Origin of the sequence: Bacteroides sp. HF-162, assembly GCF_015679285.1 — a bacterium.
Taxonomy (GTDB): domain Bacteria; phylum Bacteroidota; class Bacteroidia; order Bacteroidales; family Bacteroidaceae; genus Bacteroides; species Bacteroides uniformis.
The window spans coordinates 3574792-3588117 of sequence record NZ_CP064937.1 but is presented as its reverse complement, the minus strand read 5'-3'; the positions used below and the strand labels follow the sequence as shown (position 1 = coordinate 3588117).

13 protein-coding genes are annotated in these 13326 nt (G+C 50.7%); 9 read left to right on the top strand and 4 right to left on the bottom strand.

Annotation, left to right across the window (positions count from 1 at the left end; genetic code table 11):
* Positions 1 to 32: 32 nt before the first annotated feature.
* The 9 genes from ITJ87_RS15015 to ITJ87_RS14975 all read left to right on the top strand — a co-directional run bounded on the left by ITJ87_RS15015 (position 33) and on the right by ITJ87_RS14975 (position 10991).
* Positions 33 to 269, top strand: coding sequence for a hypothetical protein (locus ITJ87_RS15015; protein WP_117965698.1), 237 nt, complete (start codon positions 33 to 35; stop codon positions 267 to 269).
* Positions 256 to 3759: a phage tail tape measure protein gene (locus tag ITJ87_RS15010; RefSeq protein ID WP_117965695.1), complete on the top strand. Its 3504-nt coding sequence runs from the start codon at positions 256 to 258 to the stop codon at positions 3757 to 3759. Before ITJ87_RS15015 ends, ITJ87_RS15010 begins: the two co-directional genes overlap by 14 nt.
* Before the next feature lie 4 nt (positions 3760 to 3763).
* Positions 3764 to 4219 carry a hypothetical protein gene (locus ITJ87_RS15005; protein ID WP_117965692.1) on the top strand — a complete coding sequence of 152 codons (456 nt, stop codon included), beginning with the start codon at positions 3764 to 3766 and terminating at the stop codon, positions 4217 to 4219.
* A gap of 22 nt (positions 4220 to 4241) precedes the next feature.
* Positions 4242 to 7076: a hypothetical protein gene (locus ITJ87_RS15000; protein WP_181987193.1), complete on the top strand. Its 2835-nt coding sequence runs from the start codon at positions 4242 to 4244 to the stop codon at positions 7074 to 7076.
* A 2-nt stretch (positions 7077 to 7078) separates the two neighbouring features.
* The gene (locus ITJ87_RS14995; protein ID WP_117965689.1) at positions 7079 to 8236 is read left to right on the top strand and encodes a hypothetical protein; all 1158 of its coding nucleotides are present in this window, start codon (positions 7079 to 7081) and stop codon (positions 8234 to 8236) included.
* A gap of 18 nt (positions 8237 to 8254) precedes the next feature.
* Positions 8255 to 8539 carry a hypothetical protein gene (locus ITJ87_RS14990; RefSeq protein WP_035449790.1) on the top strand — a complete coding sequence of 95 codons (285 nt, stop codon included), beginning with the start codon at positions 8255 to 8257 and terminating at the stop codon, positions 8537 to 8539.
* Between the two features lie 40 nt (positions 8540 to 8579).
* Entirely contained in the window at positions 8580 to 9575 is a 996-nt protein-coding gene (locus tag ITJ87_RS14985) for a hypothetical protein (RefSeq protein ID WP_229135103.1), read from the top strand.
* A 1-nt stretch (position 9576) separates the two neighbouring features.
* The gene (locus tag ITJ87_RS14980) at positions 9577 to 10416 is read left to right on the top strand and encodes a hypothetical protein (protein WP_117965684.1); all 840 of its coding nucleotides are present in this window, start codon (positions 9577 to 9579) and stop codon (positions 10414 to 10416) included.
* A 170-nt stretch (positions 10417 to 10586) separates the two neighbouring features.
* Positions 10587 to 10991: a hypothetical protein gene (locus ITJ87_RS14975; protein WP_117965676.1), complete on the top strand. Its 405-nt coding sequence runs from the start codon at positions 10587 to 10589 to the stop codon at positions 10989 to 10991.
* Between the two features lie 98 nt (positions 10992 to 11089).
* Here the strand turns inward: ITJ87_RS14975 and ITJ87_RS14970 are convergent, their stop codons facing one another.
* The 4 genes from ITJ87_RS14970 to ITJ87_RS14955 form a co-directional block, all read right to left on the bottom strand.
* Positions 11090 to 11446: a hypothetical protein gene (locus ITJ87_RS14970; protein WP_117974946.1), complete on the bottom strand. Its 357-nt coding sequence runs from the start codon at positions 11444 to 11446 to the stop codon at positions 11090 to 11092.
* Between the two features lie 92 nt (positions 11447 to 11538).
* Positions 11539 to 12015, bottom strand: a complete 477-nt coding sequence (locus tag ITJ87_RS14965; protein WP_147327350.1) for a hypothetical protein — start codon at positions 12013 to 12015, stop codon at positions 11539 to 11541.
* Between the two features lie 59 nt (positions 12016 to 12074).
* Positions 12075 to 12416 (bottom strand): hypothetical protein, encoded by a 342-nt coding sequence (locus tag ITJ87_RS14960; protein WP_117965667.1) that lies wholly within the window; start codon positions 12414 to 12416, stop codon positions 12075 to 12077.
* A gap of 131 nt (positions 12417 to 12547) precedes the next feature.
* Complete coding sequence (locus tag ITJ87_RS14955) at positions 12548 to 12925, bottom strand: hypothetical protein (RefSeq protein WP_117965673.1); 378 nt, start codon at positions 12923 to 12925, stop codon at positions 12548 to 12550.
* Positions 12926 to 13326 lie beyond the last annotated feature (401 nt).

The window sequence follows — 13326 nt, the reverse complement described above, 5'->3', positions numbered from 1 at the left end:
ACACGGAACCCGCCCATAGCCCGTTCGGTCTCGTGGGACAGATAGCCCGTGACACGGGCTGGAGTGTGGACTACATCATGCGCGGTGTGAACTGCCCGATGCTGATGCTGATGTGGCAGGACTTCCCCCGCCATGTGCCGGGAAGGAAGAAGACCACGCAGGAGATGGTTGCCGAGAGGAGAAGCCGCAACGGGCAGCCGGACATATCTCCGGCGGACTATTTACAACAATTGCTTGACGAGGAGGAAAACGCTGATGAATCCCATTAAACTTGAAATATTCCTTGATGACAAGACGCTGGCGGGCATGAGGTCGGTGGAAGGCAACGTGGCCAACATGGAGGCTTTCACCAGGCGGATGATCGGGCATCTGAAACTGGAACTGAAAGATTTGGAGAAGGAGTATAAGAATCTCCAGAAACAAGGGCTTGCCGGTGAGAGGGAGATGGCTGACATCCAGGCGCTGAAGGGTGCCATCGGCGGGTTGAAGGAACAGCTTAAGGAATACGAGGCTGCCAAAAAACGGGCGGGCGAGACACCCGTCATAGGCAATGACCCCGCACCGAAACTGAACAGCGTGAAGATGAGCATGGCGCAGATAGCCCGCGAGCTTCCGTCACTGGCCATGGGACCGCAGATGTTCTTCCTGGCAATATCCAACAACATCCCGATGTTTACGGATGCGGTGGGCAATGCCAGAAAGGAGTACGAGAGACTGACGGCGGCAGGCCAGAAGGCGACACCGGTATGGAAGCAGGTGCTCTCGTCCCTTTTCTCGTGGCAGACTTTCATGGCTACCGCCATCACGCTGACTGTCGTATACAGTAAAGAGATATGGGAGCTTGCCGGCCGGATGCGAAAAGGAAGCAGGGCCGCCCTGGAGATGGCGGATGCCCAGGAAAAGATAAATGACTCGCTGGACACTTCCAGCCTCGGCAGACAGCTTGTTACAATCCGCTCCTTGCAGGAACGCTGGAATCAGCTGGGCAATGACCTGGCAGAGAAAAAGAAGTTCATTACGGACAACAAGGACGAATTTGACAAGCTGGGCGTGTCCGTAAGCAATGTGGATGAAGCCGAGAACGCGCTGGTTACAAATACGGAGGCCTTTATCCAGGCCATGACTTTGCGTGCGGAGGCTGCCGCAGCCTTTAAGCTGGCAGCGGAAGAGGCGGAAAAGGCATTGAAGGCCCAGACGGAGATAGACCGGAAAAAGAAGGAGGGTCCAAGCTGGAAAGACAAGGCGGTTTCATTCCTGTTCCTTGACCCTCAATGGACTCCGGGCTCCATGTCCGACAAACAAGGCACATCAAGGGCCGAAACCGTCTGGAATGCAGGTATCGGGAAACAGAATGCCATTAAGGAAGTAGCGGAGCAGGATGCGGAGACTTATACAAAAACATACAATGACAAACTGATGGAGTCCGCCAGAAAACTGAAGGAAGCCGGGATCACGGAGAAGACGGACAAAGAAAATTCCAAAGGTACCAGACTTGACTATGCCGCCGAGCTTGCCGACGCCCGCATCCGTGCCCAGCGGAAAGTGGAGGCCGCCCGCATCGCCGTGATGGTGGAGGGACGGGAAAAACGCAAGGCGCTTGCCGAAAAGGAGTATAATGACACTCTTGCCGCTATCGACAAGGAAGAACGCGATACCCTTGCCAAACTGGAGAAATCAAGGAAGGCGGGCAGGAAGGTGACTCCCGAAGAAGAGAGGCAGGTGAAGGACGGCGCGACGGCACAACGCGCCCTTGCCCGGGTACAATACCTGCAGGACACCTATAATATAGAAAAGGAATGGCGCGAGAAGAACCGCCAGGACTGGATTGACTACAACAAGGAATACGGCACTTACCAGGACAAGCGCCTTGCCATCGTGCAGGATTATGGACTGAAGATAGCCCGTGCCGAAACCGAAGGCGAGAAGGAATCACTGAAAAAGAAACGGGACAACGACTTGAAGGAACTGGACTTCGGGGAATTCAAGAAGACCGTCAACCTGGCCGACGTATTCGGTAACCTGGACGGACAGAGCACTGAAGCGCTGTTCGTTCTCCGCGACAAGCTGAGGGAATATATCAGCGGTGCCGCCAAGGAGCTGCGCCCGTCCGATTTAAAGGAATTGCAGGATGCCCTTACGGATATAGACCTGAAGATTGCCGACCGCAAGCCTTTCCGGGAATTGAAACGTTCGCTGGCGGAGTACGGCGAATCCCAGGCGGCAGTGGAGAGCGCCCAGGAAGACCTGAACACCGTAATGGCAGGAGGTGAAGTGGTTACGGGTATGTATAGGGACGAGACCGGCAGACTTGTAGCCGGACTGTTGACCCAGGAGCAGGCTGAAAGGAACCTTGCAGCCGCCCAGAACAACCGTCTGAAAAAGCAGGCGGCATTGGCGCAATCGTTGCAGGGTGTGGCGGGCAGGATGTCATCCTACGGTCAGGCTGCCGGTACCATCATCTCCACACTGGAAGGCTTCGGCGTCACTGTTGACGAGAATGTGAAAGGCGTGGTGGAAGGTTTCAACACCATGAGCGAAGGTATCAGCGGGTTTGCCCGGTCCCTTCTCAGCATGGACGTCGGCGGCATGATAAGCGGTGTGGTGAATACCGTTGGCGGTGCCGTCAAGAGCGTGGGCAGTCTGTTCGGTGTCGACTGGGGAGGTGAACGCTCGGAAAGGCGCTACCAGCAGGCCAAGGAGAAATACGAGAGCTATATGGAAGTGCTCGACAGGGTCATTTCCAAGCAGAAGGAGCTTGTCTCCTCCATGGAGGCGGACGACTTCGCCAATGCGGATAACTCTTATGAGCGTGCCCGCGAGCTGCTGAAGAAACAGCAGGACTATGCCCGCGAGATGGGCAAGGCCTATCTGAATGCGGGTGCGAGCAAGGGGTTCCTGGGCGTGGGGTCAAGCGCCTCGCACGGTACCGACCAGCGCAAGGATATTTCCCGGTCTGCCTGGGAGCAAGCCAGGAAGGTGCTGGGCGGTGACTTCGATAAATACGGCATAGGGGACGGCCGCATGACGGGGCTCTTCGACCTCCCGTATGAGCAGTTGGTGAGACTCCGTGATGAAGCAAGCGGATTTTGGAGCGAGCTGCACGAGGACACACGGAACTACCTCGAGCAGATTATCGAGAGCGAGGAAGCCTGGCAGGAGGTGCAGGATGCCCGTAAGGAGGCACTGACGAAGACGGACTTCGACAGTTTCTACAACGGCTTCGTTTCCATGCTGTCCGATATGGACGCCACTTCGGAGGATTTTGCCGGCAGCTTTGAGAAGTACCTTCAGAATGCCATTTTCTCCGCACTGGTGGCCACCCGGTACAAGGACAAGATACAGAAGCTGTACGACTCATGGGCTGACATGGCCGACAAGGACGGGCTCTCTTCCATGGAAGCGGAGAAACTGCGTGGAGACTATCAGAAGATGATTGATGAGATGCTGGCGCAGCGGGAACAGATAATGGAGGATTTCGGTTGGGAAGGCTCTTCCGGCAGTTCAAGTTCCCAGTCCGGACGCAGCGGGGCTTTTACTGCCTTGACCCAGGAGCAGGGCACCAAGCTGGAAGGTCTGTTCACCTCCCTGCAGGACCATGCCGGCGGCATACACAAGTTGCTGGAAGAGCTGAAGCAGGGGCGTTCGGCAGACCATGACATATTCCAGCAGATAGCAGAGAATACTGCTTACTGCAAAGTATTACAAGACATATTCGACCTCCTGGCAAGTAAGGACCGGGACGGATGGAAAACCATTTGATGTTATGAAAGATTTGACCGGATACATGACCGTCAACGGCAAGGATGCCTGGACGGAATATTCCGCTTTCCTCTGTGAGGACAGACGGGAGGACAACTTCAATTTCAGTGAATTGCTGAAACCGCTTGAAATGAAGGCATACACCTCTGTGGATTTTCGGGAGCGTAACGGTGAGGAGCTGCCGGAGGTATTGCCGTCTCCGTGTTGTAAGGCCAGGGACGTGACGTTGTACTTCGCCATATACGCCTCTTCTCTGGAGGAATGCGAGACCCGCCGTGCGGCATTGATGAAGGTCATGTATTCCGGATGGGTGAACCTTCAGGTAAAGGGCAGGACATCTGTCTATAAGTTCTACTACAAGTCTTCTTCCGACTTCGACACCGTGACGGATGTATCCGGCGGGATGGTCGTAGAGAGATGGAAAATGAAGTTTCGGGAACCGAAACCCGGAACTCTTTAAATAACGATTAAAAGCTGTTTGAATGGAACTCAAAATCTATAACCGGTCCGGAGAGTTGAAACTGACGGTTTCCACATCTTCCTCCTCCACCTGGAACCAGGAACTGATGAAGGAATACTCTGTGTCGGTCTCCTTTACCCACCCGTCCTACGTGATGCTGGACGTGGAGGACTATGTGCTGCTGGAGGGAGTGAAGTTCAGTATAAAGAAGGAGTACAAGCCCAGGCAGAAGGATACACAGACCTACAGTTATTCGGTGAAGTTCTATGCCCCCATACATGACGCGGAGCAAGTGAAGTACCTGCATCTGACCGATGGGGCTTATAACCCCCAGTTCAGTCTTGACGGCGGTCCCCGGGAGCACCTGCAGAAGTGGGTGGAGAACATGAACCGCATTTACGGGCGTGAGGTCTGGAGCATCGGCGACGTGGTGGTGGCAGACAACCGGACCATCGAATACAATAATGTCACCTGCTGGGATGCCGCCACAATGATTGCCGAAGCGTTCGGTACGGAATGGTGGACGGACGGCTTCACCTTCAATCTTTCGCGCTGCGAGCATGGGGAGCCGGTAGAACTGGGCTATATGCGGGGGCTTACCTCATTGGTACAGTCGGAGAACAGTGACAGTGTAAAGTTCTTCACGCGTCTGATTCCCCTGGGCTCGACAAAGAACATCGACCCCTCCCGTTACGGCTTCTCCCGTCTCCAGCTCCCTGACCGGTCCAAATATGTGGACCGTAACACGAACTACGGTCTGTATGAACACGTGGAGGAGGATGCCTTTGCCGGAATATTCCCCCATTATACGGGCAGTGTGACGGCTGTGCGCAGTGAAGAGAAGACCGGGGATGACGGGAACAGGTTCACTGTCTATTATTTCAAGGACAGCGGCATGCAGTTTGACCCGAACGGGAATGAGATAGCCGGCCTGGTGAAGCATGTGTCGTTCCAGACAGGGGACCTTGCCGGGCGTGACTTCGAGGCAAACTATGACTCAAAAACGAGGGAATGGGAAATCATCAACACCTATCCTGATGACAAGACGCAAATACCGGGTGGCAGTCTGATACCGGCTGTCGGGAATGAATATATTCCCTGGAACTTCCGTATGCCGGTGGAATACGAGACGCAGGCTGAGCTCGACTACAAGGCCGCCGTGGATGACTATCTGGCCAGATACAGTGAGGACGTGTCCAAGTATGGCGGTGACACGGACTATATTTATATAGACCGGAACCGGATACCGTTATTGCCGGGACAGCGTGTGCGGTTGCTGAGCGACAAGTATTTTTCAGCGTCGGGCGGGACCAGGGACACGCGGATGACGAAGGTCGTGCGCAAACTGGACAATCTCTCCATTGCTACAATAGAATGCACCAACCAGGTGGGAAAAGGCTGGAAGTCGCGGGTGGATTCAAGTCTGACGGACTTGAAATATATACTGGACAAGCAGCGGGAACAGCTGTCACTTGATATTCTGAAAAGCTGGGACGGGCGGCCTGCTACCGACAATACGGTCATGTCCGCTCTGAGGGTACTGAAAGAGATTGCGCAAAAAGCTTTGAGCAAGACAGAGCCCGACCAGACAGATTTCCTTATTCGTCTTCTCGGAGGTCTTGAGGTCGGCGATTCAATTGACTCCATGGTTGCCGGGAAAGGTATCATTGCCGATAGGGACGGCCGTATGCAGCTGTCCCGCCTCGAGGTCCGCGACAGCCTTACCGTCCTTGAGCTTATCTTCAACCGTCTCTCCGCCATGGAGAGCGACTATTCCTTCTCCGAGTCCGGTACCATCGAAAGTGTATCGCAGCTTGAAGACGGCACATACAGCCTGAAGATAAAGAAGCGGTGGGATAACGACTTTACTGCACTGGCAGAAAACGATGTTGTATATGGTGTTGTCAATGACCTGACTTCTGGTAGTGGCCACTATTACACATCATGGTTAAGAGTACTGCATGTAGATGCCTCAGCCAATACGATCAACGCTGTGATGTACCCTGATAGCGAGGTGCCGGGTGGCAAGAATTATCCTCCTGAGCCGTTGATGATATTATCACACCGTGGCAACCCGGTTGATGAGGAACGGCAGGGTTATTGGTATCTGTCATCCCGTGAGCATTGTATCTGCATGCTTAACGGGGTCACAAAACCCGTCCTTGAGGAAAGCAACTATTCGGTGATCGTCGGCAGGCTGAAGCATCTGTCTCTGTTCGACAACCTGCCCATCAACTACCTGCACTCTTATATCTACGTTCGGGGATTGGTAGCGCAGGACATCCACCGCATCGACTTCCAAGGCGTATTGCCCCGCATCGCCAACGACCGCGGCGAGTGGAGCATGGAGACCGCCACGGGAGCAGAACCCTACCAAGCCGACCGCGAGGCACAGACCGAGACTGTACGTGTGATGATGTACGATACCGTGTGGCACTACGGATGCAAGTGGATGTGTCTTGTTTCCGGCACTACCGACGAACCGAAGTACGGAGCAGCGGGCTGGGCAATGGTCGAGGGCAATCCGGATTTCAGCATCGACATTGAGAGCAGCAACGGCTGGTACTTCGATGCGGAGCGTTTTGCGACCACCCTCACCATTACCGGTGAGCTGTACAACCGTGACGTGACGGCTCATATACTTGACGCTGATGTGGAGTGGACGCGCGACACGGGCAACGTCACCGAGGACAACGCCTGGGCGGTCGCACACGCGGAAACCGGCAAGTCGCTGCCGCTGACGGTCAACGACCTCGGCCCCAACTATATGAACATGACCGGGTGCAAGTTCATCGCAAGGGTGCTGCTGCGTGACGGGCAGAATAATTATGAGACAATGAATTATATAACTTTCTAATTATGCAGACTATACAGAAGAAGATAGAAATTAATTATCGCCCCCTCCAGACCAGCGGCGGGATAGAGGTTGTCGGCAGCGTGCCGGACGTGCAGGTGTACCAGGCTGACAAGGCCGAGTACACTCCGGACTACACGCTTACCCCCCTGACGCTGTTCCCCCGGTGCAATGCCACCGACCCGGATGCGGTGGTCAAGGTGGGTGCGGTCAACGCGTCATTGGTCAACATGAAGTGGTACGAGCGCTTGAACGGTGTACGGACATTGATTACATCTGCCAACAAGAGCTATGTCATTACCGAGACCGGAGCCGAGAAGGGTAAGATACAAGTGAAAAAGAATACCGTTCCCGGCAGTCCGGTAACACTGGAGTTCTACGCCGAGTATGTCGATGCGAAGCGTACCGGACAGACGCACGTCTACCGTTTCAGCCGTCTTGTTCGCGCCGTAGATGGCAGCGAAGCACAGCCTAAGCTGATGGTCGACTCTCCGTCGGCACTTGACTGGAACCCGTGTCGGGACATTGCCAGGCAGGCCATCACCGCCAGACTGCTTGTCGGTGATATGGACGTGACAACGACGGACAAATGCAGGCTCTTCTATTACCGCAAGCTCGATACGGGCGCACTGGAGCAGATTACCGACGGTAACGGCGACAATGACTGGGAGTTCGTATCACTTGCCAAGAACGTGCTTACCATAGACCGGGACTATATCGGCTACGAACAGACCTACGTCGTAAAAGCATCGTACTCGAAGGACGGTGCTCCTTCATCCAAGCCGGACAGTGACATAGACTATGTCTCCACCACCATCCGCAGACGTATTCCCGCCATCGAGATTGACTGGGAGGGATTTCCGCAGCAGGTGGCCGACGGAACCAAGATGATATACCCGAAACCGGTCATCCGTGATACGGCAGGGATTGTCCCCAATCCCCAGGCCATCCTTGAGTGCGAATGGTACACGAAGGCGGCCGGCGCCTCCTCATACGTGCTGGCCGCTGCCGGGTACTCGCCCTCCATCCCATGCACCGACGGCATGATGCTACAGCTGAAGGTGATTGACAAGGGCCCGTATGCGGCGGTGGTGACATCTGACGGCAAGTACGTGACGGATGACAGCGGTAAGTTTATAGTGGCAAGGAAAAGGGATGTTTAACCATTAATCGATAGCAGTATGGCATTTTATATCAAAGTGACGAGAGAGGTTGCGGACAAGCTGGGAGTGGCAGGAATCCGCAACAGCACTGCCGACGGCAATGTGCTGTTATGGCAGGCCGATGTGGCAGGCTTTCCCGGCGATACGGTATTCGACCGGGCGGCAGTAGTCGGGGGCGTGTGCCTTTCCCCGCAGCAGGCCAAGGGTGAGATAGACGGCGTGGAAGATCCGGTGGAGGTCGCCACTCCGGAGGGTTTCATGGATAAAGACGGGGAGGAGGTGACCGATGAGCGTAGCGAGTAAGGTCGGGCAGGTAATCTTTTCGCAAAAGTCTGGCGTTTACATGCCAGCGATTATGTGCGACAAAGGCGACCTCTATCAAGAGTATGATGGTGAATCGGGTGCTCCGACAAACATAGCCCCCGACTTCACCACGATGAAGCCGACGCTCTCCTTCCTTCTCACCTCCTCACGGGTGGCTGAGGGGATTGTGGTGCCCTCAGCCATCAGGTGGTATTTCAATGACGTCGAGATCAAGTTCTCGGGTAACGTCTCCACAAACACGTTCGGCGGCGAGACGGGGCATTTCAAGTACATCCCCTACAAGGCGGGCACTACGAACTATTACGGGCTTCAGATCGTGAAGAACCTGGTGAAGGCGTCGTCCGGTGCGAGCTGTAGCGTCAAGGCGGTGGCTACGGTGACCGTGGGCAACGTGTCGGATGAGGTGCAGTTCGTCTACAGCATCCCTATTACCAAGGGGGTAGGCAACCAGAATGTGGTGACCATCGTTTCGGGTGATGACAAGTATTTCGCTATCCGGGAGAAGGGAGGCAGTGTTGTCCTCACGGCGATGGCGCGGCGTGGAGCGTCAGAGATCACCTCCGGACTGACCTACAAGTGGTCCAGGATGGTTAACGGTACCTGGCAGACACTCGTCGACCAGACTGGCAAGAGTCTGACCGTCACGGACAGCCTGGTTGACACTACGGGTATCTTCAAGGTGGAGGTGTCGCAGGGCGGCAATCTGATAGGCCTTGACACGCAGACGGTGATGGACTTGTCAGACCCCTACGACATCATAACTAATCCCAATCCCGAGGATGAGACGATTGTTTCCGGTTCCGGAGGTTCGGTGACTTATACGCCTATCCTTGTCAAGCGGGGACAGACCACGAAGGCAATGAATATGCTGTTCTATTTTGTCTTTATGGATTCGGCAGGGGTCATTCTCAATCCGGCTACGGCGAATGTGGCGGCGGCAAGCGGTACCTGCACCGAAGCGATGTGCCAGCAGGCAGGCGGCAATGTTTCATGGACATTCTCAACGGCAGCATGATATGGCAAAGAAAGCGTTGGCAAGCAAGACGGGAGAAGTGAAGTATCTCCAGCAGGGACCGGTCGGCCCACTGGTCTATCCGACCGGGGAGTACGCGGCATCCGTATCCTATACCCGTACCCCACTGTCCGCACCCATGGTGCTGTGTGAGGGGCAGTATTACGTATTGAACAAGGAGGGCACTTTTAAGAATATTAATCCGAAAAAGGACTATGCGGCCAACGGCAGCAAGGCCACCTGGGTGCTGATGGACAAGGTCAGGTATTCGTTCGTCGAGATTCTGATGGCGAACTTCGCAAAACTGGCGAGCGCCGTATTCTACGGGCAGTACATGTTCTCCCAGTATGGGGTGAGAGCGGACGGTTCGGCCGTGGAGACGGAGGGCGGGTACAAGGACTTCAATTACAGTGATCCGATGAATCCGGCGAACGGGTTCCGTCCGAACCTGCTGATTGACTTCCTGAGAGGGAGCCTTTATGGGCGGAGTGTTGACTTGCAGGGTGACATTACAGCCGAGACAATGAATCTGAAGGTTTGTACAAATTCAGACAATGAATTACCTAATGGCTCTATAATACTTTATCCGAAGAATTTGGGGCCTTTACCGGAACTGGAAGCTGGCACTTGCCAGGAAATGAAGATGTTGTTTCCTATTGCGACAAGGGTTCCCCTTTCCGTAACTTTAACCACTGCATCTGCCAATGTGAGGATTGCGCCCAATGGCTCTATACTTGATTCTGCGTCAAGTTATGATATAGTAGATGCTTACGGATATCATGAATTAATCGGGTTTAGATATGCCGATGGGGATATTACCTATTGGTGTGTATTTAAAAAATAAAAGAGTGTATGAAAGTTTTTTATAAAAGCGAGGTGGTGAAATGGCTATTGTGGTAAGGCTACAGCACCATCACATTCATTTGATTTTAAATTTACAAAACGAGAATAAAAACAAAATGTTAAACCGGTTGTCGTTTTTATCCGAAAATGACGACCCTCAAAAGTACAAGGATGATAGAGAAAGTAAAGTTGTCAGAAGTGGAGAAAGGTTTGCCTAACGGAATAATTGCTCAGATACGCGGGCTGAACACCCAGGGAGAGGGCATTTTAGAACCGTTGGATTCTTTTTTGAGTGACATATTATGTGCAAGAGGCTCCTTTATATATAACAGTCAAGAAGTTATAGATAACCTCAAGAAACCTGGTGTGTATAAGCATGGGGACCCCATAATCGGTACGGGGACTTCCTATGGCGCGCATGGTGTGCTCTTGGTCTTGTACATAGATGAATATACAATACATATTGATTTTCCTGCAAGGAAAAACTTTATCCTTGTAAGAAAGTGTGTCACTGCCAACGGGAAAGATGAGTGGTCTTCATGGAAATATATATCGTTAACAGACATATCAACGTAATAGGCTTTGCAGGACGGTCAGAGTGAAAAGCACCAACTCTTACTTAAAACTGTCAAAGGATATGACGGGAAAAAGATTGTTATGAGCTCTACTGTCAATCAAGTAAATGATATGGACTTCCAGTTCGTCCATTCCCCGTAAAAATTGCTGCTCCTGACTTTTAAAGTATTTCCCAATAAATCGGATTTTAGTTGAAACCTACACTGACTATAGTTAACGCAAAGAAACATACCAGAAATACCAGAACCATCTCCATTTGAATTATAGCCAAAGCCGGAACCTATTTCATCCAAGGAACCTTCTACAACACCATAATTCTTAAATGGAAGTAAGTTGAAAAAATCGTTTTTCTTAATCTTCCCTTGGCTATTCCCTTTTTCCACATACACATGGTCTGCATCAGTTACTATCTGATACTGGTTCATTACTTGGCTTATGTTTACCTTCTCTATCATATATCCCTTGTACTTTTGAGGGTCAAAGGATATGACGGAAATAAGCAATAGACAGCAATGAGCACAATAAAAGTAAAAGTTACTGAGTATTTCTACAGATCAAATGTAGCTTCAAATCCTCCTTCGAATGCACTGTTATCCGCTGCTTCCATCTTCATTGATATGCCATAGGAATTCATAAGAAGCGCATCCAAAATAGGTGTATATTGCAGCCGTTCAGCATAAATCCTGCACTTTCCATCAGCTTCAGTCTTAGCTTTAATCTTAATATTATAGCTACCTGAGAGGACTTTGACTTTTAGATTAGGATTGCCTGTTACATTACCAGCTCGTGATATGGAGATGTAATATAGGCTAGGCATTCCGCTTGATGTTGCAGATATAGACAAAAGAATTGAGCCTGAAACTGGAGTGCTTGTAGTCTCAAACAGAAGTACACTATACGCGCCTTGGAACTCTGATAACACACCTGATGGCATTAATCCTTTATTGGAAACTGTAGCCACTGCCATCTTATTACGAATACTATCAACTACTCCCGTGGCTGTAATATCAATCTTCTCCATCATACCTTTGTATTTTTGAGGGTCAAAGGATAGGATAGGAAAACGGATACTCCAAAAGTCTCTTATATTTTGGTATTATTTATTAACGTCCAATCTTTCAAAACCTCTCCATTGCTACGAATGGTTTTAATATATATTCTTGCAGAGTTGGTAATATATAAATGGGCTGTGTATTGAAACCCTCTTAGCGCTAATAAAATTCCAGTGCCCATATTATTTAGATTATCAGTAGATGAATATACACCGGCACTGATTTTACTATCGTATTCTTTATTTAATATATTCTTACCTTGTTCAAATCCATTAGCTTGCATAAGCCCCTTGTTTGCTTCTGTTGCAGCAGGCAGTTTTTCTCTGATTAACTCAACCACATTGGCATCTGTTATATTAACCTTTTCTATCATATCCCTTGTACTTTTGAGGGTCAAAGGATATGACGGAAATAAGCAATAAACAGCAATGAGCACAATAAAAGTAAAAGTTACTGAGCAATTTATATCGAGAACGAGTAAGGAAGGCAGGGGAATAACCCCTGCTAATAATTAGTTATCTGCATGACATTTATTCCCGTTTCTTTATTTCCGTTGTTCTTAACAAATACAGTGCCATTGACAGCCTTCTTATTCAAAATAATCTTGCCGACCTCTGTGAAGTCCGTGGAAATACTCGCACCATTATTCAACAATATATTGGCCGATACTCCGGCGCCGATCATTATCAGGGCTGTCGTCCCAGCATCAGCCCATCGAACCATGTACATTCCATAATAGGATGTCTTCAAATCGTATTCCTCCCCCGGTTGCAATGTCAGTCTCCAGGTAGGGAACATCTCATTCCTGATGTTCTTTATATTGAGCTGTCTTGTGATGGCATTTATCACGCTTGTGTCTGTAATATCAATCTTTTCCATCATACCTTTGTACTTTTGAGGGTCAAAGGATATGATGAAAAAAGTGAGAAGAAAAAACAGTCCTTTGACAAAGTAATATATACATACTTGTTTTATGCAATGATACCTCCAAATGTTACATTCATTGTATCAGTAGTCATAGAATTCTAAATAGGCTTTGGGGATTTGGGAAGTAAACATACGATAAAGGTGAAGAACCGACCCAATGGCACCGCAATACAGACAAAATAAAATCCAATATCATTAAACTCCTTGATAAAATAGCTGCGTAATTCTATTATGTGCACACTATCCTCAAGCTATACAAAGATACAAATTTGGAATGGTTTGAGGTGTTTTTAATCTCTTTTTGAGAACCGTTTAAATGGCATTGGAAAATAAATAAAAAATCACAATTTGTTTTG